This is a genomic window from Paenarthrobacter sp. TRD_SC_7 (genome assembly GCF_056156245.1).
The window spans coordinates 4,387,094-4,408,136 of the sequence record NZ_CM149587.1 but is presented as its reverse complement, the minus strand read 5'-3'; the positions used below and the strand labels follow the sequence as shown (position 1 = coordinate 4,408,136).

22 protein-coding genes are annotated in these 21,043 nt (G+C 62.1%); 15 read left to right on the top strand and 7 right to left on the bottom strand.

Translation table 11 applies throughout. The features are described 5' to 3' along the window. Positions 1-55: 55 nt before the first annotated feature. The 11 genes from AC0J5Z_RS20925 (at position 56) to AC0J5Z_RS20875 (ending at position 8,639) form a co-directional block, all read left to right on the top strand. Entirely contained in the window at positions 56-610 is a 555-nt protein-coding gene (locus tag AC0J5Z_RS20925; protein ID WP_475036242.1) for an RNA polymerase sigma factor, read from the top strand. Continuing rightward, positions 607-1,515, top strand: coding sequence for a hypothetical protein (locus AC0J5Z_RS20920; protein ID WP_475036237.1), 909 nt, complete (start codon positions 607-609; stop codon positions 1,513-1,515). The genes AC0J5Z_RS20925 and AC0J5Z_RS20920 overlap by 4 nt, the downstream gene beginning before the upstream one ends. Before the next feature lie 73 nt (positions 1,516-1,588). Next, positions 1,589-2,014, top strand: a complete 426-nt coding sequence (locus AC0J5Z_RS20915) for a CoA-binding protein (protein ID WP_475036233.1) — start codon at positions 1,589-1,591, stop codon at positions 2,012-2,014. 141 nt (positions 2,015-2,155) lie between these two features. Next, entirely contained in the window at positions 2,156-2,959 is an 804-nt protein-coding gene (locus AC0J5Z_RS20910; RefSeq protein ID WP_475039821.1) for a polysaccharide deacetylase family protein, read from the top strand. Positions 2,960-3,008: 49 nt separating this feature from the next. Beyond that, the gene (locus tag AC0J5Z_RS20905) at positions 3,009-3,419 is read left to right on the top strand and encodes an MmcQ/YjbR family DNA-binding protein (protein ID WP_475036230.1); all 411 of its coding nucleotides are present in this window, start codon (positions 3,009-3,011) and stop codon (positions 3,417-3,419) included. Positions 3,420-3,515: 96 nt separating this feature from the next. Further along, the gene (locus AC0J5Z_RS20900; protein WP_475036225.1) at positions 3,516-4,142 is read left to right on the top strand and encodes a hypothetical protein; all 627 of its coding nucleotides are present in this window, start codon (positions 3,516-3,518) and stop codon (positions 4,140-4,142) included. Positions 4,143-4,318: 176 nt separating this feature from the next. Further along, entirely contained in the window at positions 4,319-5,728 is a 1,410-nt protein-coding gene (ngcE, locus tag AC0J5Z_RS20895) for an N-acetylglucosamine/diacetylchitobiose ABC transporter substrate-binding protein (protein WP_402936692.1), read from the top strand. Further along, a complete protein-coding gene (locus AC0J5Z_RS20890) occupies positions 5,725-6,750 on the top strand; it encodes a carbohydrate ABC transporter permease (protein ID WP_475036221.1) in 1,026 nt (341 codons plus the stop codon). Before ngcE ends, AC0J5Z_RS20890 begins: the two co-directional genes overlap by 4 nt. Then, a complete protein-coding gene (locus AC0J5Z_RS20885) occupies positions 6,750-7,643 on the top strand; it encodes a carbohydrate ABC transporter permease (protein WP_475036219.1) in 894 nt (297 codons plus the stop codon). Before AC0J5Z_RS20890 ends, AC0J5Z_RS20885 begins: the two co-directional genes overlap by 1 nt. A 132-nt stretch (positions 7,644-7,775) precedes the next feature. Beyond that, positions 7,776-8,270 (top strand): N-acetyltransferase family protein, encoded by a 495-nt coding sequence (locus AC0J5Z_RS20880; protein ID WP_475036217.1) that lies wholly within the window; start codon positions 7,776-7,778, stop codon positions 8,268-8,270. A 48-nt stretch (positions 8,271-8,318) separates the two neighbouring features. After that, positions 8,319-8,639, top strand: coding sequence for a putative quinol monooxygenase (locus AC0J5Z_RS20875; protein ID WP_475036212.1), 321 nt, complete (start codon positions 8,319-8,321; stop codon positions 8,637-8,639). A gap of 122 nt (positions 8,640-8,761) precedes the next feature. Here the strand turns inward: AC0J5Z_RS20875 and AC0J5Z_RS20870 are convergent, their stop codons facing one another. The 6 genes from AC0J5Z_RS20870 to AC0J5Z_RS20845 are packed head-to-tail and all read right to left on the bottom strand — an operon-like array spanning position 8,762 to position 14,000. Next, the gene (locus AC0J5Z_RS20870) at positions 8,762-9,286 is read right to left on the bottom strand and encodes a flavin reductase family protein (protein WP_475036207.1); all 525 of its coding nucleotides are present in this window, start codon (positions 9,284-9,286) and stop codon (positions 8,762-8,764) included. Between the two features lies 1 nt (position 9,287). After that, a complete protein-coding gene (locus AC0J5Z_RS20865; protein ID WP_475036202.1) occupies positions 9,288-9,659 on the bottom strand; it encodes a cupin domain-containing protein in 372 nt (123 codons plus the stop codon). A gap of 2 nt (positions 9,660-9,661) precedes the next feature. Then, positions 9,662-11,134 (bottom strand): 4-hydroxyphenylacetate 3-hydroxylase family protein, encoded by a 1,473-nt coding sequence (locus AC0J5Z_RS20860; protein WP_475036198.1) that lies wholly within the window; start codon positions 11,132-11,134, stop codon positions 9,662-9,664. Continuing rightward, the gene (locus AC0J5Z_RS20855; RefSeq protein ID WP_475036196.1) at positions 11,131-11,817 is read right to left on the bottom strand and encodes a DUF2848 family protein; all 687 of its coding nucleotides are present in this window, start codon (positions 11,815-11,817) and stop codon (positions 11,131-11,133) included. Before AC0J5Z_RS20855 ends, AC0J5Z_RS20860 begins: the two co-directional genes overlap by 4 nt. 36 nt (positions 11,818-11,853) lie before the next feature. Further along, positions 11,854-12,648, bottom strand: a complete 795-nt coding sequence (locus tag AC0J5Z_RS20850) for a carbon-nitrogen family hydrolase (protein ID WP_475036192.1) — start codon at positions 12,646-12,648, stop codon at positions 11,854-11,856. Further along, a complete protein-coding gene (locus tag AC0J5Z_RS20845; protein ID WP_475036190.1) occupies positions 12,645-14,000 on the bottom strand; it encodes an MFS transporter in 1,356 nt (451 codons plus the stop codon). Before AC0J5Z_RS20845 ends, AC0J5Z_RS20850 begins: the two co-directional genes overlap by 4 nt. Before the next feature lie 216 nt (positions 14,001-14,216). Between AC0J5Z_RS20845 and AC0J5Z_RS20840 the strand changes: the two genes are divergently transcribed. Beyond that, positions 14,217-14,858, top strand: a complete 642-nt coding sequence (locus AC0J5Z_RS20840; protein ID WP_475036188.1) for a GntR family transcriptional regulator — start codon at positions 14,217-14,219, stop codon at positions 14,856-14,858. Here the strand turns inward: AC0J5Z_RS20840 and AC0J5Z_RS20835 are convergent. Next, the gene (locus AC0J5Z_RS20835; RefSeq protein WP_475036185.1) at positions 14,855-15,148 is read right to left on the bottom strand and encodes a DUF503 domain-containing protein; all 294 of its coding nucleotides are present in this window, start codon (positions 15,146-15,148) and stop codon (positions 14,855-14,857) included. The two genes, AC0J5Z_RS20840 and AC0J5Z_RS20835, sit on opposite strands and share 4 nt — an antisense overlap. A gap of 163 nt (positions 15,149-15,311) precedes the next feature. On the opposite strand from AC0J5Z_RS20835, the gene AC0J5Z_RS20830 reads away from it, so the two are divergent. The 3 genes from AC0J5Z_RS20830 to AC0J5Z_RS20820 are packed head-to-tail and all read left to right on the top strand — an operon-like array spanning position 15,312 to position 20,939. Next, positions 15,312-17,300, top strand: coding sequence for a cellulose biosynthesis cyclic di-GMP-binding regulatory protein BcsB (locus AC0J5Z_RS20830; RefSeq protein ID WP_475036182.1), 1,989 nt, complete (start codon positions 15,312-15,314; stop codon positions 17,298-17,300). Next, positions 17,290-18,981 (top strand): ArnT family glycosyltransferase, encoded by a 1,692-nt coding sequence (locus AC0J5Z_RS20825; protein WP_475036179.1) that lies wholly within the window; start codon positions 17,290-17,292, stop codon positions 18,979-18,981. Before AC0J5Z_RS20830 ends, AC0J5Z_RS20825 begins: the two co-directional genes overlap by 11 nt. Then, the gene (locus AC0J5Z_RS20820) at positions 18,981-20,939 is read left to right on the top strand and encodes a glycosyltransferase (protein ID WP_475036177.1); all 1,959 of its coding nucleotides are present in this window, start codon (positions 18,981-18,983) and stop codon (positions 20,937-20,939) included. The genes AC0J5Z_RS20825 and AC0J5Z_RS20820 overlap by 1 nt, the downstream gene beginning before the upstream one ends. Positions 20,940-21,043 lie beyond the last annotated feature (104 nt).

Here is a 21,043-nt window from a genome sequence, read left to right as displayed (position 1 = left end):
GCGGACGTCCAGGCCCAAAGCAACAGACCTGCCGCCGATCGAAAGCCTCATTTCTGTGACCGACGCATTGACCGATGAAGCGCTACATGCACTCAAGGGAAATAACGCGGAACTGTTCGGCGCCGTCTACCAGACCTATGCCGGCCAGGTTCTCGGCTATCTGACGGCCAAAGGTGTGTCAGATCCGGAAGCAATCACCCAGGACGTGTTCCTGGCCGTTTTGCCCCGACTGGATGACATTAGCGGCGGGGTTCACGGCCTCCGGACCTTCATTTTCTCCGTGGCTCATGCCCGCATGGTGGATGAGCATCGGAAGCAAAGCAGAGCACCGGAACACCACGAGTTCGAGCCGGAGCGGGATATTCGGGAAGCGAGTTCCGCGGAGGCGGAAGCCATGGGTCTTTTGGCGCCCAAAGAGGTCATGAAACTTCTGGACTACCTTGGTGACGACCAGCGGGAGGTCTTGACGCTTCGAATCGTGGCAGGCCTGACCGTTGAGCAGGTTGCCGACATCATGGGGAAATCCGCCGGGGCAGTGAAACAACTGCAGCGGCGGGCACTTATTACGCTCCGTGAGCACTCGGCAGTAAAGGAATACGTGTCGCCATGACATACAGGGATAGTGAACGCGAAGCAATCGCGGACGAGCTGCTACTCGACGCCGATGCCGTCATTGCCACTGATGCCGATGCCACGTCCGGCGTCCGGCAGGCGCTCCTCTCATTGGGTTCCTTCGCCAACCTTGCAGCCCCAACTCCGGGTGCGGAGCTTTCCGCCATGCTGGCTGGTCCGCATGATGACGTCAGCAAACGCCGCTGGAGGCACAAGCACCGCACCGCCGTAGTGAGCGTAGCCGTGGTGGCAGCGATGGGCCTGGGCGTCAGTGGAGTCGCCGCAGCGAGTTCCGGCTTCACCCGGAACCCTTCCTTCATTGATGAACTTCTGGGCAACGTCCGGCCTCAGCCAGTGGCCGCCGCGCCGGTATTGCCGATTCCCGACGCCCCGCGAGTCAGCACTGAACCTGCTCCGGTGGTGGACCCCGCAGCGGTTCCTCCGGTCCCCGCTGCTGCATCCATACCCGTACCCAGCCCCGCTGCACCCGCCGAAACTCCCGCACAGGCACAGGCACAGGCACAGGCACAGGCACAGGCACAGGCACAGGCACAGGCACAGGCACAGGCGCCGGACGTGGTTCAAGCGCCCGTCACTGTCCCTGGCCCGGAAATGCCGGCTTCCGTTCCTGCACCGAGCAATGCCGCACCGAGCAATGCCGCGCCGAGCGGTGCCACTCCGAACCCGAAGACAAAACCCGGCCCGGTCAAGGAGGAGAGGCGGGACTCCGCTAAGCCTGACGCTTCAGTGCAAGATGCAGGGAAGCCGGCAAAGCTCATGCCCGGAGCTGACGGCAATAAACCCGGACGTGTGCCTCCGGTGCTGAGCAATCAGCGGACCGACAAGCAGTTCCAGATGGCCGTGGAAAAGTGGAAGCAGTGGCATAAGCGCGGCGACCGGTAATCGCCAGGCAGGCCACCTCACCGCAGAATATTCGGCAAAGCCGCTCGTGGAAGGCCGGGAGTAGGCTTAGGCCATGATGCATGTCAACGATCCGGCCGTCGTCGAGCGGTTGATGCGAACAAAAGGCACCTGGGCCATCGTTGGCCTCAGCACCAACCAGTGGCGCTCAGCATTCGACGTTTCGCTCTATGTCCGGGACAAAATGGGCATGGAGATCATCCCTGTCAACCTCAAGGGGGAGGACGTGCACGGCGAAAAGGGCTACAAGACCTTGGTGGACATCCCCGAAGCCAAACGCCCGATTGACGTCGTCGACTGCTTCGTCAACTCCCAACGTGTGGGGGCCGTCATTGACCAGGCGATTGCCATCGGGGCGAAGGCCGTGTGGATGCAGCTCGGCGTTTTCGATGACGAGGCCACGCAGCGTGCCAGGGACGCAGGGCTCGACGTGGTGGTCAATTCCTGCCCGGCACGCGAAGGCTGGCATTACGGCCTGTAATTCAAGGACGTGATCATCTGCTAGATTGCAGCTGAATCATTTTTTGAGTCTTGGGGGACAGCCATGTTCGGCGGCCATTCTGCGGTGCCTGTTTCCACTCCCAGCAGACGGGCCGTCTTTAGCGTTTTAGGCGCTTCCGTGGTGGCCGGCTTGACGGCTTGCACTGCTGCTGAAAGTTCGACGCCGGCGCTCACGCCCAGTGGCGCTGCCGTATCGCCCGAGGTGCCGGGGGCGAACGGTGCGCTGGCAGTCGGAGGCGAGGTTCCGACGTCGTCCGCTTCTCCAACTCCCACGCCGACGGCCCCCAAACGGATCCGACGCACGTTCATCCCGGATTACCAGCTGCCGCCGATCGTTGGTGGGCTGGCTCCGGTGATTACCAAGATCGAGACCAAGCACCCAGTGGTCTTCCTGACCATCGATGACGGCAACATCAAAACGCCGGAGTCGATCAAGCTCATGGCGGAGTACGACTATCCGTCGTCACTGTTCCTCACCAGGGACACCGTCGCGGACAACCCGGCTTTCTTCAACGCGTTCAAAGCCCAAGGCAGTCTGATCGAGAACCACACAGTTACGCACAACATCAATATGGTGCGGCATTGGGGTTACCAGCAGCAGCTGAACGACATGGTGGGAATGCAGGAGTACGCGTTCCAGCACTACGGCCGCCGTCCCACTCTGTTCCGGCCGCCGGGCGGTGCCTACTCCAACGTGATGCGCCAGGCCGTTGCTGACGCTGGGATGAAGGCAATCGTTACGTGGGAGGCCAAAGCCAACGCCGGCAAGATGGACTACCAAGTGGGCAACTCACTGCGTCCCGGCGATATTGTGCTGATGCACTTCCGGGCCGAGTTTGCAGCCGACCTCGCTGCTTTCCGGGCTGCGCAGTTGGCGGCGGGATTGGAAGTGGTGCTGCTGGAGGACTTTCTGGGCGTGGTGTAGGCATAGCCTAATCGTGGCCCCGCTTGTGGGGCGCCAGTAGGCTCTATCCATGGATGTTTCCACCCTCCGCGTGATCTGCCTGGGCTTTCCCGGCGCGTTTGAAGACTTCCCGTTCGGTCCCGAGACCTCTGTGTTCAAGGTGCGTTCCGCCGTCGCCGGTGGTTCGCGCCAAGAGGCCAAGATGTTCGCCCTTTCCTCCATGGACCCGGACGACTGGTCCGTGAGCCTCAAATGTGAGCCCGCGTTGGCCGAACAACTCAGGGCGGCGAACCCGGAAATCACCGGCGCTTGGCACATGAACAAGACCCATTGGAACGGCGTTCGCCTGGATGGAACCCTTCCTGATGACATGATCCGGGACATGGTGGAGGACTCTTACGACCTCGTGGTGGCAACGCTGAGCCGCAAGCAACAGGAGCAACTCGGCTGGGCCAGGCTCGCAAAACCGCAGGGCAATTGACACGCCCGCCCACCCCCTCCCCACGGCGCTGACATGGGACTAGATTGATACTGCATACCTAAAGACCTCAGCCACGCGCTGGTCAGGAGCGGTTTGATGCTGGATCAGAAGACACTGGACCACCTATGGAACTTTCGCGATCCGGCAGCCTCCGAGGCAACGTTCCGCGCCGCGATGACCGAGGAAATGTACGACGCCGACGAACGCGCTGAGTTGGCAACCCAGCTTGGGCGGGCCATCAGTTTGCAGGGCCGCTTCGAAGAAGCCGATGCCCTCCTGGACGAAATTGACGACGACGAGCCAACCGTAGGCGTGCGCATCCTCCTGGAGCGCGGGCGGGTTTTGAACTCCGGCGGTCGAGGTGCCATGGCCGTGCCCCTCTTGGAGCAGGCGGCCGAGTTGGCGGACCATCTTGGTGAGGAGTTCCTGGCTGTCGATGCCCTGCACATGCTCTCGATCGCTGACTCCGCGAATGCCGAAATGTGGATGCGGAGTGCCCTTGAATATGCGTCCACGGCACATGATGAGCGAACCAAGCGCTGGATGATTGCTTTGCACGCAAACCTCGGCTCGTTTCTGCAGGGTAAAAGGCGGCTCACCGAAGCCCTGGTGGAGTTCCAATTGGCCGAACAATGGGCGGAACGACTGGGAACTGAGCGGCAGAGGGTGATGACCCGGCATGCAATCACGGAGTGCGGAAAGGCCCTCGCGGAAGGTCCGTAGAAAGATCACGCTTTGACAAATGTTGATCGAAACTACCAAGAAAGATTGATTTTCGATCATTCCTGGTGAATTATGTCACAGAAGGTTGGTGCTGCCAGAGTGCCAACCCAGACTGTCTGACTGAACGGCTTTTCCGCCGCAACAGTCGACACTACGAGTCACTGGAGGGTTTAGAAATGAACGTTCAGCACCAGTCCGTCGGTCGCCGTGGATTCCTGCGCGGAGCACTCGCAGCAGCCGTGCTCGTGCCCATGGGTGGCACCATCGCTTCCTGTGCCGCGGGTGGCGGGGGCACTACCACCGGCCCCACCGGCACTGTTTCCGACACCAACCCGTTTGGCATGGCGGAGAAGGCAACCCTCGACGCCGTGATCTTCAAGGGCGGCTACGGCATCGACTATGTCGAGTTCGCCGGCAAGATCTTCGAAAAGACGCACGAGGGCTCCACTGCCAAGATCGCCCCGTCCACGGATATCGCCCAGGAGCTCCAGCCGCGCTTCGTCGGTGGCAACCCGCCGGACCTGATCGACAACTCCGGTGCAAAAGCCATCGGCTTCAGCACCATCCTGGCCCAGCTCGAAGACCTTACCCCCCTTGTGGAGGCAAAGAACCTTGAAGGCAAGGTCATCAAGGACACCCTGTACACCGGCGTACTGGCTCCAGGCACCTTCGACGGCAAGCTTGCTGCCCTGAACTACGTGCTGACCGTATTCGCCATGTGGTACTCGGATTCCCTCCTCAAGGAAAACGGATGGACACTGCCGAAGACCTGGGATGAGATGTACACCTTGGGCGAGCAGGCCAAGGCCAAGGGCAAGTACCTGTTCGTATGGGGCAAGGAAGCTGCCACGTACTACCAGGAGATGGCGATCGCGTCCGCAGTCAAGGAAGGCGGCGACGAAGTCCGCATCGGCTTGGAGAACCTCACGGCCGACTCGTGGTCCCACCCGGCTATCCAGTCGGTCTTCACTGCGCTGGACAAGATCGTGAAGGCCGGATTCTTCAAGCCTGGTGGCTCCGGCACCCAGTTCACTGCAGCACAGGCCCAGTGGACCAACGCGCAGGAGGCCGTGTTCTACCCGTCGGGTTCCTGGATTGAAAACGAAATGAAGGACCAGACCAAGGCGGGCTTCAACATGATGGGCGCTCCTGTGCCCACGGTCAGCGCCAGCCCCAAGTTGCCGTACACCTCCCTTCACAGCGCTGCGGGCGAGCCCTTCATTGTTCCCTCGCAGGGCAAGAATGCCGCTGGCGGCAAGGAATTGCTCCGCATCATGCTGTCCAAGGAAGCTGCGACCAACTTCGCGAAGACCAAGCTGGCCCCCACCATCGTCAAGGACACCGTCCCGGCCGATGGCTTCGGTTCCACGGCACTGGTCTCTCAAACCAAGTTGCTCGCTGACGCCGGCGAGGACATTTTCACCTGGAACTTCATCGACCTCTACGGAACCAACAAGGACCAACTGGTGGTCTGGAACAGCTTCCTGGACGGCAAGTCGGACGTCGCAACCCTGACCTCCGCACTACAGAACATCTCCGACAAGGTCCGCAACGACAGCTCGGTCAAGAAGATCGAAGTGAAGTGACTTCAGTGAAAACTCAGCAGAGCCGGAGCGACGACGGCCTGGCCGCCGTCGTTCCGGCAGCGGCTCCACAGCAATTGGTTAAGCGGCGGCGAAAGCCGTTGACCTGGGACAAGGTCAGTTTCTTCGCGGTCTTCCTGGGACTGCCGCTGGCGATCTACCTCATCTTCGTCATTTCACCTTTCGCGCAGGCGTTCTACTACTCCATGACTGACTGGACGGGCTTTTCGCCCGACATGAAGTTCACGGGTTTTGAGAACTACCAGAAGATCTTCACGGACGATATCTTCATGAAGGCCATGGGGAACAACATCCTCCTGGTCATCTTCCTCCCGATCATCACCATCATTCTGAGCCTCGTGCTTGCCACTTTGGTGACAGTTGGCGGCAGTAGCAAGGGCCAGATCAAGGGCCTGCGGAATTCCAGTTTCTACCGGGTGGTTTCGTTCTTCCCGTACACGATTCCCGCTATCGCCATCGGCATTATGTGGGGACAGATCTACGATCCCTCCGGCGGGCTGCTGAACGGCATCCTCACCGGGCTGGGCTTTGACCAGTTCAAGGATTTCGCGTGGCTGGGTAACAAGGATACGGCCATGATCGCAACGATGTTTGTGATCGTCTGGGGCTTCGTGGGCTTCTACATGGTCCTGTTCGTGGCCGGTATCAAGGGCATACCGGCGGAGTTGTTCGAAGCCGCACGGATCGACGGCGCTGGCCGGTTCCGGACCGCAGTGTCCATCACTATCCCGCTGATTCGTGACAACATCCAGACTGCCTATATCTACATGGGTATCCTCGCGCTCGACGCCTTCGTCTATATGGCGGCGCTGAACTCGGGCGGCGGCCCCGACAACTCCACGCTCGTGATGGCACAGCAACTGTTCTTCACGGCCTTCAGCAAGGGCCAATTTGGCTTGGCCAGTGCCATGGGCGTCGTCCTGGCCATTACCACCCTGATCTTCTCCGGCCTGGTGTTCGTAGTTAATCGGCTCACTGGCGGCGACAAGGATGTGAGCATCTGATGACTACCAAGGTCGTAAACCCGGAAAGAAAATCCCTGCACTTCCAGCCGCGAACTCCGGCTACCACGCCTGGCGACAAAGTGGTGGGCGCTATCTCGCACACCGCGCTGACCATCTGGTCGCTCATCGTCATCCTGCCTTTGTTGTGGACGTTCATGTCCTCGTTTAAAACGTCCAGTGAGATCTTCGCTTCGCCGTTCGCCTTACCCTCACAGTGGCGCTTCGATAACTACGTCAAAGCGTGGTCTGAGGCCGGCATTGGAACGTACTTCATCAACTCCGTGATCGTTGTTGGTGCGGCCTTGGTGATCGTGATGGTGCTCGGTGCAATGTGTGCCTACGTTCTGGCGCGCTACACCTTCCCGGGCAGCAAGGCGATCTACTACCTGATGCTCGCAGGACTCACCTTCCCGATCTTCCTGGCGATGGTGCCGCTGTTCTTCATCATGAAGAACATTGGCCTGCTGAACACCTTGCCGGGATTGATCATGGTGTACGTGGGGTTCGCCCTTCCGTTCACGGTGTTCTTCCTGTTCTCCTTCTTCAAGTCGTTGCCGCATGAGATCACTGAAGCAGCAGCGCTGGACGGCGCAGGGGAGTGGCGGACGTTCTTCCAAGTCATGCTGCCGATGGCCAAGCCGGGCCTCGCTTCGGTCGCCATCTTCAACTTCCTGGGCCTGTGGAACCAGTTCCTGATTCCGGTATCCATCAACGCTGCCGGCCCGCGGGTCCTTTCCCAAGGCCTCGCGGCCTTCGCGGGCCAGATGGGCTACGCCGTGGACTTCGGCGCACTCTTCGCTGCGGTCACCGTCACGGTGGTCCCTGTGCTGATTGTCTACATCATTTTCCAGCGCCAGTTGCAGGGCTCCGTCTCGCAGGGCACCTCAAAGTGATAGGCATGCCAAAGTAGCACAGGCAAGCTAAAACAGCGTTCGACGGCGGTTCTCACCTTAGGGTGAGGGCCGCCGTCGGGGTCTTCATCAACGAGGGCTGGTGACGCCTGCTGGCGTGCAAGACTGGGCGGCATGGAGCGACTTTTACCCGCGACGATAAGAGCTGGGAAGCCTGACGACTCCGCGGCCTGCGCCAAGCTGTGGGGTGCGGCTATCACCCATCGTGATGTGGGCCGTTCCGCCCCGGAAATCGAGAGGCGAGCTATCGGGAAGTTGGGCGGGGAGTGGGCGGCATTGCTGGTGGCTTCAGCCGACGACGGACTCATTCGCGGGTTTTCATTGCTGGTGCCTGCAGACCAAGACCAAGGCGTCAGGTCTGCTCATCTGTCCATGCTGGCGGTTGCACCGGATATGCAGGGTTCCGGGCTGGGAGCCCGACTGCTTGCCGCCACCCATGACGCAGCCCATGCGAAGGGCTTTGGCCGCCTCACGTTGCGGGTGCTGGCTACCAACACGGGAGCCCGTCGCCTCTACGAAGCGGCCGGTTGGGTTCTTTCTGGGGAGGGACATTTCGAGGACACCGGGCGTGCCTTCACCGGCTATGCGTTGATTCTGACCGGCCGGTGACTGTGAAAAGCTGGACGGATTCTGTAGTGCAACGAAAGGCAGCAGTCCGTGATCTTTATTGTGGTCAAGTTCAACGTCAAGCCCGATTGGTCCGAGCGCTGGCTGGACCTGGTGGCCGACTTCACCGACGCGACCCGCGCCGAGCCGGGCAACCTGTGGTTCGACTGGTCCCGCAGTGTGGACAACCCGAATGAGTTCGTCCTGGTGGAAGCATTCCAAGATGACGCTGCTGAGGCCCACGTCAACAGCGAACACTTCAAGAAAGCCATGGCAGACATGCCACAGGCCTTGGTGGAGACTCCGCACATCATCAGCCGGCAGTTCGAAGGCAGCGGCTGGGACCGCATGGGCGAGCTGACCATCGACTAGCGGCTGTACCGCATCCACCCACTTTGGAAGCAAACCGCCCCCGACACACCTTCAAAGAGGCGTGTCGGGGGCGGTTGTGATTCAAAGAAGGTCGTGGCGGCACAGGCCCCCGACACTTCTACTCAGAACATCCAGGGAATCTCGGCGTGACCGAAGTCGCTGAACGAGCCGAACCGCCCTGCCTTGAAAGCGAGCACTTCGCCGTCCCGGTCCCGGCACCTGGTGACCTGGCCGAAGAAGACCTGGTGATCTCCGACGTCGTACTGCTGCACCACGCTGCAGTCCGCCTGGGCGAGGGCGCCCTTGATAACCGGGAGGCCGCTGTCCGTGACGTCGAAGTCTGCTTCACCGAAACGGTCCCCGCCGCGGACCGCGAAGCGCCGGGCCACCGACTCCTGCTTGGCGCCGAGGATGGACACCGCGAACTTGCCACTCTCCATCAGGGCCTCGCCGGTGCGGGTGCCGAAGTTCAGAGAGATCATCAGGATGGGCGGTTCCAGGCTGATGGACGTCAGCGAGCTGATGGTCATCCCGTACTGCTCGTCCTCGTGCTGGGTGGTGACCACAGCGACGCCCGTGAGGAATCGGCCCATGGCGCGGCGCATCCCCATGGCATCGGGAATGGTGAAGGCTGGTGCCAGGCTCATGTCAGTTGCTCCGCTCCGCTTGTACCGGATCCGTGTAGTACCGGACTTCAAACATCTTGGCGCCGTTCTCCGAAACCCAAGGTCCGTGTTCCATCCCCGGCGGGCGGGTGGCCCAGTCGCCGGCCTTGAAGGTCTTACCGAGGCGCTGGTCCACGAAGGAGCCCTCGAAGATGAACACTTCTTCCCAGAAATCGTGGGTCAGGACGCCGTTGGGGGAGGTGTCCGTGCCGGGCTCGAACTTGAGGATGCGGGTGACGCTGTCGTTGTCCGAATCCCGCGCGAGGATCGCTTCGGACAGGCCCTCGATGTGCGGGTTGCACGGTGCGAAGTCCACTGACGCCGTGGGGGTGAACTCGAATTCGGGCTTTGCCATGGTCAGATCCCCTCCGATTCAGTGGTGCTCTGGATGCTGTAGGAACCCAGGAACGTGTCCAGCTCGGCCACCAGGGCGTCGTAGCCATAGTTCCGGTAGGTGTAGGCGCCACGGACCACGAAGGGAGCGCCGGCGTAGAACATTTCGTATTGCTGGTGGCGGCCGGCGAACTCTGAGCCGATGATGTCCCAGGCAAGCTTGAAGAGCTTCACGCGCTCCTCGCTGGCAACGCCGGGGGACTGGACGTAGCGTTCCATGTCCGGACGGGTGAGGCTGCTGGTCATGTCGGCGATGCTGGAGGGCAACTGCAGCACACCGCCACCTACCAAGTCGCGGAGGATCGAGATCACCCGGGGGTAGGTCTCCGACTGCAAGCCCATGGCCCCGTACAGTGCGCTCTTCCCCGGAACGCGCATGCCGGCGTCGTCCGTTGTTGCGGTGTACTCCGCGGCGAGGACCGCCGACTCAACCGACTGCACAATGGCGGCGAGTTCGCCCAGCTTCTCTTGGACGCCGGGGATCTTGTCCGTGCCGTTCACCTGGGTGACCTTACGGGCCACGGACGCGATGAACTTCAGCTTGGTGGAGAACCGGATCTGGGCCTGCCAGTTGCCCAGCGCGTGGGCACCGGTGTCGAAGAATTGGCGGCGCAGCGTGTCGATGTTCCGGTTGATGAACACGCGGTCCCACGGGATGAGCACATCATCGAAAACAACCAACGCGTCAGGCTCGTCGTAGTGGCTGGTGAGCGGGTAGTCGAAATCGCTGGTCGCGGCAGGCGCGAACGGGCGGCGGCAGTACAGCTTCAAACCGTCGGTGGCTACCGGGACGGCGAAGCTGACAGCGAAGTCCACATCATCCGGGCCCAGCGGTTTGATGCAGGTGACAAAGACTTCGTCGGCGATCGCGGCACCGGTAGCAAGCATCTGCGAGCCGCGGACAATGATGCCCTCGTCGGTTTCACGCACGACGCCGACCTGCAGGTATTCGCCTTCCCAACCGGACGCTGTGGTTGCACGGGAAACCTGCGGGGGAATAATTGCGTAGGAAAGGTACAGGTTCTCGGACAGGATCTTCTTGTAGTACCGCTCCACGTTGCCGGCGAAATCCCGCTCGTCATTCTTGAAGACGTCCGGGTGGGCACCGAAAGCGGCGAAGAACGTACCGACGTGGTCAGGGCTCCGGCCGACCCAGCCGTGCGTGTGCTTGGCCCACTTCTCGATTGCCTGCCGACGCAACACCAGCTCTTGCTGGGTACGGGGAGCCGCGAACGTGCGGTTGGCGGGGCCATCGATCTCTTCCGAGTGGAACTGCATGCCGTTGGCAGGATCAGCTGCGATATCGAACAACTCGGCCATGGTCCGGGCAACGTTCGCGAAGGCGGGGTGCTCCAGGACGTTGCCGACTACCTCGCCGTCGAGGATCACTGCCCGGCCGTCGTTCAGGGACTTCAAATACTGCTTTCCGGTTCTCATCGGAGTGAGCCTTTCATGATTTTGTAGTTATGTTCAATGGTGGTCCCATTCGGGAAAGAGAGCTCCAACTTCCAGGAAGTTCCATCCACGAACTTCCCGTTCAGCAGCGGCAGGGTGCCGCCGAGGCACATGAAGTCAGCGTCACCGATGTCGGTTCGAGCCAAAAGACGCTCGACGACGTCGGCCGGCTTGCGCAGGCCGCTCAGCGAACCTTCCTGGTACAGGGCTCCGTCAACCCACGAGCGCGCGGTGCATGTGTCGAGGTCGAGGTCCTCCAAGGACTCGACGGCGATGACTTCGCCTGCGACGGGCTTGGGGCAGGCACGCTTCGAATCGCCAATGTCCCGCGCTTCGATGTCGCGGTCCGTGTGGTCCGAGCCGATGCCGAGGTAGTACTGGCCGTTGTGGCGGATGTAGAGGGGCTCGATTTCGCCGGAGGTCAGGTTCTCGGTGGTGTCGTGCTCGCCGGAGGTCTCGAACAGGTCCGAGTCCATCCGGTAGAACATGGGAACCTCCGGTGGTGGGGCTACCCCGATGGCGGCCAGTTCATCAATGTGGTGCTGGACTGCCTTGGGATCCCGGCCGGTATAGCCGGCCACTACTCCGTGGAAATCCGAGACAACTATGGTCTTGTCGGTGCCCACCACCCGGAAGGTGAGTGGGACTTGCCTTGTGGTTTCCATTCCGTCTCCTTGGATGGCTTCTAAACGGTCTTGGGTCTAAACGGTCAATGTGTCGTAGGCGGCGAGGCGGTCGCCGATGACGGGGAACTCGTCGCGGACTGTCTGCACCTGTAGGGGATCGATCTCCACGATCAGCACGGTCTCGTCGGAGTCCGCTTCGGCGAGGACCTTGCCCGTTGGGTCCACCACCCTGCTGTAGCCGCCAAGTTCCACGCCTTCCTGGGTTCCTGCGGCGTTGCAGGCAACCACGAAGATCTGGTGCTCCAAGGCCCGGGCAGTGGTAAGCAAGCGCCAGTGTTCCCGGCGGGCTGCGGGCCAGGCCGCGGGGACGATCACGATCTCCGCGCCCCGCGTGCTCAGTTCCATCCACAACCCGGGGAAACGGAGGTCGTAGCAGGTGATCCCGGCAACTGCTCCGAACGGCAGGGAAACCACGGGAAGTGACGATCCTGCGGTGAGGAGACTCGCTTCCTTGGACTTGTAACCAAACACGTGGATCTTCCGGTACGTGTGGACCACGGTGCCGTCCGGCCCCAGCAGGATGGAGGTGTTGCTGAGCTGTCCGTCCTGGCTGGCCTCGATGATGCTGCCGAGGTGAAGGTATACGCCCAGATCCGCTGCTACCCGTGAGCACATTGAGACTGTCGGACCGGTGAGCGTTTCGGCCAATGCCTCGTACTCGTCGAAGTGGAAGTAGCCGGCGCTCCATAGTTCAGGGAGCACGATGAGTTCGGCGCCGTTGATCCCGCGGAGTATCGCTTCGACACGATCGATCCGGTCCTCGCGGGTTTCGGAGTCCGGGCTGGTCACCTGGACGAGTGCGATTTTCATGCTTTTTCCTTATCGAGGTCGTTGTCCAGGTCGCTGAGCCGCAGGCCCTTGGTTTCCTTGGCGAACATCACCGAGACCATGGAGATCAAGCCCATGGCGGCCAGGTAAATGCCGATCGCGTAGCCGGTTCCGAAAGCGCTGTAGAGCGCCAGGGCGATGATCGGGGACAAGGAACCGGCGATCAGCGAGGCCAGGTTGTAGGACACCGAGGTGCCGCTGTACCGGACGTCCGTGGGGAAGAGTTCCGAGAAGAACGCGCCGATCACTGAGCTGTACGCCGCGAAGATCAGCAGCCCTCCGACGGCTGCGGCGATGATGCCCCACAATTGGCCCGTGTTCAGGAGGAAGAAGAACGCGAAGGCCCACACCACGGTGGCAATCGAGGCGCCAATGAGGATGGGTTTCCTGCCTACCTTGTCCGCGTAGATCGCCAGGATGGGAATAGCGACGACGGCGACGCCTTGGCCGATCATGACTGCGGTGAGGCCCGTCTGCCGCTGCAATCCCATGATTTGGGTGACGTACGTGATGATGAACAACGAGTAGATGTAGAAGCCTGCGTTCTCTCCCATCCGGCTGCCGGTAGCGATGAGGATTTGGCGCCAGTTGCGGCGGAACAGGATGGTCAGCGGCATCTTCCGTTTCTTATTGCCCTCGGCTTCGCGCTTCCGCTGTGCTTCCTTGAACAGCGGGGTTTCCTGCACGTAGAGACGCAGTACCAGGCCAATGACCACCAACAGGGCGGACAATCCAAAGGCGATGCGCCAGCCCCAAGCCAGGAACTCGCTCTCCGGCATGGTGGCGGCGAGGATGGCCAGGACGCCGGCGGCCATCAGGTTACCCAGGGGTGGTCCCATGTTGGGCCAGGAAGCCCAGAAGGCGCGCCGGGCGCTTTCGTTGCTGTGTTCGGAGACGAGGAGGACTGCGCCTCCCCATTCGCCGCCGAGGGCAAATCCCTGAATCAGGCGGAGCAGGAGAAGGAGCAAGGGTGCTGCCAAGCCGATGGCAGCGTAGGAGGGAATGAAGGCAATGAGGGTGGTGGCGACGCCCATGAGCATGAGGCTGGCCACCAAGGTGGCGCGGCGGCCGTGCTTGTCGCCGAGGTGTCCCAGGACTATGGCACCGATGGGGCGGGCAAGGAAGCCGGCCGCGAACGTTCCCAGCGCCAGCATGGTCCCCACCAGGGGATCGTCGGTGGGGAAGTAGAGCTTGTTGAATACCAGTGCGGCGGCCGTGCCGTACAGAAAGAAGTCATACCATTCGACGGCTGTGCCGGCCAGGCTCGAAGCAGCTACCACAGGCAGGCTGGAATGCTTTTGTTGCCTGAGTTCTGCTTTCTTCAAATCGGTCATTGTGGGGATCCTTTGCGAGTGGGAGACGCGGGTGTCCGGTGATTCAGGCGGCCGGGGCTCCCAGGAAATTGGGGTTTTTCCAATGCGTGAGCGGAGTCACTGAAATCACTGTAGACGGGTTGTATACAACCTGTCTATATTTGAACAAGAAGTTTTTTGAATGTCCCGACGCTGTTGAATGCAACTCGTATACTGGCTACGCGAGAAAGGCTCTGCATGATCCAGATGACCCCCGCTGCGCAGTCGCAGCCAGAAGTGGCCTACCAGTGGATGAAAAGCTACATCGCAGCGCTGCCCCGTGAGGAAGAAACCTTCCTCAACGAGGGAGTCCTGGCCAAGACCACTGGCACCTCACGGACTCCCGTTCGCGAGGCATTGCTGCGTCTTGAAGCTGAAGGATTCGTGAAGCGGGTCCCGCACAAAGGCGCCTACGTGCCGCCGATCTCCGATCCTGACGTCCGCGCCATCCTGCAGGCCAGGTCCGTGGTGGAGAAATGGGCGGTCTCTGCGGTAGAGACCATGCTGGAGGCCCAGATCGATGCCTTCCAAAACGTCATTGACCAGCAGCAGGCAGCCAAGGAAGACCCGGCCCGGTTCATCGAGTTGGATACCGAGTTCCACACCTTAATGGTCCGTGCAGGGGGCAATCCCGTCCTTGCCGATTTCTACGCTTCGCTCCGGCAAAAGCAACTCAGGATCGGCGTCAAGGCAGTAACCCAAGGCACAGACCGCGCCGGGGACGTCCTCCGGGAACACCAGTTGATCGTTGACGCCCTCCGCAGCCGAAGCCTCGAAGCAGCACACCAAGCCATCGATGCCCACTTGGATTCCACCCGCTTGGCGGTCATCGGCTATTAGTCCTCGCTGTGCAACTCCCGCTGCCGAGCGCTAAGCAGCTCAAACTCAGGCCGGGCAGCCACGAACCGTTCTACGGCGTCGAGCACTTGCTGAAGGTACGCGTGATCCGGGGCCACCAGTGCCACGCCAACAAGCGCGCGCCGATGCTGGTCCTGCAGCCCCGTCTCGGCAGCCGAAACATCGAAGCGCCGCTTGAGTTCGGCCACGAGCGGCCGCACCATCGAGCGTTTCTCCTTGAGGCTATGGACATCGCCCAAAAGGACATCGAATTCAATCCAGCCGATCCACATGGTTCATTATCGCCGCAGGTCACAGGTGAAGCGGATCACATGGTCTTGATCCAATCTTGACCCAACGCAGCAACGGGCCTTGAGTTCCACCGGGCAGTGTCTATGAGGTTGGCCTACCACGGCCGACGGACACATCCGCTGCTAGTTACTCAGGACTGCCAACGTGACCCAAACCCTTGCCAGAACCCGCACCCGACCCCATGCTGCGGGTATCATCCTCGCGTGCGCCGCAACCTTGGCGCTCACTGCACTCGCTTCTCCGGGAGCCATCGCGGCACCTCCTCAGGGGCCAGCCCTCCAAACGTCGTCCAGCGTATCGGCCCTCGCCGGTCAAGCCGAGCAACTGCTGGTGGTGCCGGTGACCGCTGGCTTGGAACCCACCCGGATCAAGGGGACCATCGTGGTGTCAGGAAAGCCGGAAGGAACGGTCCGGGCGACGGTGAACGGCCGGGTAGTCCTTGAAGCCAACGCCGCGGCCAGCATTCCCCTCGAAGCCGAAGTAACAAGCGTGGATCTGACGGCCCAGCAGCTCACCGTGGGACTGCAGTTCGTCCCGGCCACGCAAACAAAGTGCGTCGTTTCCAACGCCACAGCCACCCTCAACAACCTGGTGGTGGACTTCAGCGGCGCGGCTAAGGCTCCCACCACGGTGGGAGAGTTCTTCCCGGCGTCCGTGCCCGCCGTCGTGCTTCCCGTCCCTGCGGATCCCAGCCCGGATGTTTCCGCGGCGATCATGACCGCCTCCGCCGCCATGGCCCACCGTTACCCGGCCGCCGCCGTCAGCGTGGTTCCCGATGCCGAACTTGAGGCCCGCGCGGCAAACCTCCCCGCGGGCAGCCGGATCCTCAGCGTCCTCGCGGACCAAGGTGAAACCGGCACCAGGCTCGCCACCGCAGCCGGCCATCCACAACTCGTTCTCAGCGGCCACGACGAACAACTCCGGACCGCCGCACGGGCACTTGCCAGCGACAAGACAGCACTCGCCGTCACGTCTTCCGTGACCGGCCTGACCTCGGCGCTGCCCGCCGCGCCGGGCCTGACGCAGAGCCTCAAAGACCTCGGCAACACCACCCTTAAGCTCTCCGGTTACGGCACCCCGGAGTCCTATGTCGGCGTCAGCCAGTCGCAGTTCGGCGGTCCGGTTTCCTCCGTAAGAGTCCAGCTCAAGGGCACTCACACGGCCGTCCCGGACAACGCCCAAGCGCAGCTTTCCGTGTTCTGGAACGACTACCTTTTGAGTTCGAAGAACCTCGACGGCGGCGACACCTTTACGGTGGACGCTGACGTTCCAGCCGGGCAGCTGCAGGCGAAGAACGGCTTGAGGATTCGGCTTGCGGCCCTCCCTGCCGGCGGTGACTGCACCGGACCTGCCGGCATCATGCCCATGGAAGTAACTCTGGACACCGCGGGCAGCACCCTCTCCGCAGTCCGTGGCGGTTCAACGAAAGCCGGCTTCGCACGCTTCCCACAGGCCTTCGGACAGAGCGTTCCCGTGGCCTTCGGTGACGGCAACGCTCAGGCGAACACCGTCAACGCCGCCACGCTGGTGGCGTCCCTGCAACGCGACAGTGCCTCCTTGCTGGACACCCGCGTGGTGGGATTGGACAGTTTGGCTGGCTCCAGCGAATCAGGGCTGGTGGTTGGTGCGACCCCTGACGTCGCCGACAAGCTTTCGGCACCCCTGCGTTTGGCGGAGTTCCGCACCATCTCACCGGACGACGTCGAATATGGCCTGGGTGCGTCCGCGCCATTCGGCGTGCTGGAGGCCTTTGAACAGGGCGGCCGCGATTTGTTGCTTCTTGGTGCCTGGGCGCCGGAAAGTGACATGACTGCGGGGCCTGCACTGCAGGCATCGCTGGCCTCCCATGTCGGTAGCGTTGAAGGAGGCTGGGCTGCGCTGTCCCGGAATCTCCTGGTAACCCAGCCCTCGGGGACGCCCGTGCTGTTGGAAAGCAACGCCCTGGTTCCCCAGAAAGCTGTCACTGACGACTACCGCCCGTATGCCTGGTGGATCGGCGTGGCCGCGCTTGTGCTGGGTTTGGCCTTCGCGCTGCGCACCTTGATCCTGCGGCGTCGTGCCAAGGATGCGCAGGCTTACGTGGATGCTGAGCAGCAGTCCACGCAACCCGCCGAACAGGGCCATGGCAACTAGCGTCGCAACACGGCACCGGGCAGCCCACCGGCGGCCGGCGCTGCCCGCAGCGTTCGCGCTGGTGAAACGTGGCTGGGAACGGCTGGGTGCGCCGGTATCCGGCCGCAAGGTTCCCGGCACCCGGATCGTCGCTGTAGTGGCAATGCTGGTGGGGTACATTGCCTGCCTCTACACGATCGGACACGGCAGCAACCTGGACTACTCCGACGCCCAAAGCCACCTGACCATTGCGCGCCGTATCTTCGACAGCAAGGCACCCGGCTTTGAACAGCTGGGTACCGTGTGGCTGCCAATGCCGCACCTGCTGCTCGCGCCGTTCGTGCTGAACATGTGGTTGTTCAGCACGGGCTGGGCCGCCGGACTGCTGGGCATCCTGGCGCTGTCCGCCACGGCCACCGGGCTGTATCTCATCGCGGGCCGCCTTGGTTTGGGCCGGGCCGGGCGCCTGGCCTCCACGCTGGTGGTCCTGGCCAATCCGGCGGTGCTGTATGTCTACACGACCGCGCTGACCGAGCCGGTGCTCATCATGTGCATCGTGGGCGGTGTGGCGGGCCTGGCGCACTGGGCCACCAGCCGCCGTCGAATGAGTGCCGGCGAACTGGCCGTCTTCGCCGGTATTCCCTCCGCTGCCGCGGTGCTCTCACGCTACGAGGGCTGGGCGCTGGTGATGACAGGAACGCTGTTCGTGGTGATGGTTTCCAAGCGCCGAACCGGGAAATGGCGCGAAGCCCTCATCATGGCCGGCGGCTACGTCATGATCCCTGCCGCGGCGGTGCTCTGGTGGCTCTCCTACAACTGGGCCATCTACGGTAACCCGCTGGAGTTCATGTTCGGGCAATACTCCGCATATGCGCAGCAGAAAAACATTACCGACGGCGGCCTGTTGCCTACCAAGGACAACCTGGGGCTCACGCTGACTACTTTCCATTGGTCGCTGCTGGAGACAGTCGGCGTCGTCGTCCTCGCTTTGGCGGCGTGCGGCGCCGTCGTGCTGGTCTTTAGGCGAGGCTTTGCCAACAGCACCTTGCTGGTGGCGGTGACCGGCAGCGCTTATGCCTTCGCGCTGCTGAGCCTGTTCCTGGGCCAGACCGCCATCAACAACGATCATTCGCTTCCGGCCACGTGGTGGAACAACCGTTTCGCGCTGACGGCACTACCGTTGGTGGCCGTCCTGGTGGCCGTGCTCGTCCATGAGTTGGCGCGGCGCAAGCGGCCCGGGCCTTGGTTGCTTGGCGCCCTGCTGGCCGGAATGGTGGTGCAAAACGCTTGGTGGATTGAGGACCCCACGGGGCGACTTGCCGTGCTGGCGGAAGGAAGAATGTCCGCCGTATCCACCGCCAACTCCACCGCGGCAGCACGCTGGCTCCACGATCACTATGAGTCCGGCGGAATCCTGATGGATGAGAGTGCCCGCGGCAATGCGGTCCTTCCAGTGATGGGCATACCGCTGAAGGAGATCTACAACCGCGCCGCCGGAGACTACTTCGGTCCGGCACTGGAGGATCCCGCGAAGTACGCCAAGTGGGTGTTCGTCAACGTTGAAGCCGGAACGGGAGCCAGGGACTCGGGCCCCACGGACTTGGTGTACCAGGCAATGGTCAAGGACCCTTCCTTCAGTGTCCGCTATTCCGTCGCTTTCTCCACACCAACGCACCGGATCTATGAAAGGTCCTCAGACTGATGACATCCTCTTCACACGTTGCGGAGCCACAGCTCAACCGGCAATCCATCGGACAGACCCTGCTCGCAGCAGGGTTGGTGACCCCTGAACAGCTCCAGCGCGCGCTGGACCGCGCGGCGAGCGAAGGCGGTTTGCTGGGCCGGCACCTCATCCTGGAAGCCGGCCTGGACCGTCGTCGGATTTATGAAGTGCTGGCGGAACAGTGGGACGCACCGCTGGTTGACCTGGTGGCTGAACCTGTTGACGACCAGCTGATGGAGATGCTGGGTTACAGCGAACTGGGTGAACCGCGCTGGCTGCCCTGGAGGATGGACGGAGAGACACTGACTGTGGCTACGGCGGTGGCCCCCTCGGCGGCCATCGCGCATGAGGCGGCGCTGACCTTTGGGGTACCCGACGTCGTCTTCCGCACCACCACCGATTGGGACATCAACCAGTCCATCCAGCGCTCCTTCCGCCGGCACCTTCTGTATGAGTCTGCTGAGCGCCTTGCCGAAGAACGGCCGGGAGAATCCGCGCGCATTGCCCTGACGCAGTGGCAGCGCTACCTTCCCGTGGTCCTCGTGGCGGGAATCATGATGGCGTTCCTGATCTCGCCGCTGACGGCCATCATTGTGCTGCTGGCCGCAGCCAACATCGTTTTCCTGGTCAGTATCGGATTCAAGTCCTTGGCGAGCCTGCGCCGTCCCTTCGACAGGCTGCACGATGCCGGAGTCACCAAGGCCAGGGACAGGGAGCGGGCCCGCCGTGGCCTTCCGCCCCTTGCGGAGGAGCGGGTTCCCGACGCGGACCTGCCCATTTACACGATCTTGGTGCCCGTCTTCCGGGAAGCGAACATCATCGACAAACTGCTGACCAACCTGGGCCAGCTGGACTACCCGCGCTCCAAGCTGGACGTCCTTGTCTTGCTTGAGGAAGACGATGCCGAGACCATTGCCGCGGCGAAGGCCTCACGGCCCCCGGAATATGTCCGGATCCTCATCGTGCCCAAGGGCGACCCCCAGACCAAACCAAGGGCCTGCAACTACGGGCTGACGTTCGCCCGGGGCGAGTACGTGGTGATTTACGACGCCGAGGACCGCCCGGAGCCGGGGCAGCTCAGGGCGTCCATCGCAGCTTTCAAACAGGACCAATTCGAGCGGCTCCACCTGAATCCCGACCGCAAGCCACTCATCTGCGTCCAGGCCGCGCTCAACTACTTCAATGCGGACCAAAACGTCCTCACCCGCATGTTCACCATCGAGTACACACACTGGTTCGACTCGATGCTGCCGGGCTTGGACAACTCAGGCATCCCGCTGCCGTTGGGTGGCACGTCCAACCACTTCGTCACCTCAATGCTGAAGGAAGTCGGTGCATGGGATCCCTGGAACGTCACTGAGGACGCGGACCTGGGACTTCGGGCGGCGGTAGACGGGTACCGGGTGGGAGTTATCGACTCCACGACGTGGGAGGAGGCGTGCTCGCAGGTGCCGGCATGGATCAAGCAACGCACCCGATGGATCAAGGGCTATATGATCACCTCGGCGGTGAATACCAGGAACTCCCTTCGATACATGAAGAGCACTGGAGTTGCCGGCACCATCGGTTTCCTCGGCCTGATCCTGGGAACGCCGTTGGCCTTCCTGGCCTACCCCCTGGTGGTGGGATTCACCGTGGTGACGTACATCGGGTACGACATCGTGGGCATGGTCCTGCCGTCATGGCTGCTGGTGGGCGGTGTGGTGTCCATGCTATTCGGCAACGCCATGATGATCATCGTCTCCGGTGTTGCCACCCTGCGCCGCCACGGATGGCGGATCGCCATCTTCGCCTTGCTCAATCCCTTCTATTGGGTGCTGCACTCAGTGGCCGCCTGGCGGGCCGCATGGCAGATGCTCACCAGCCCGCACAAGTGGGAGAAGACGCCTCACGGCTTGGAAGCGGAATATCACGACGACGGCCACTGGGTCGGGTGATGGCCCTCACATCTTGAGCCAATCTTGAGCAAATGTCGCATTGAGGTTGAGTAAGCGCCGGGACACTGAACGCAATAGCCGAATGATGACCAGCTGAGGGGGTT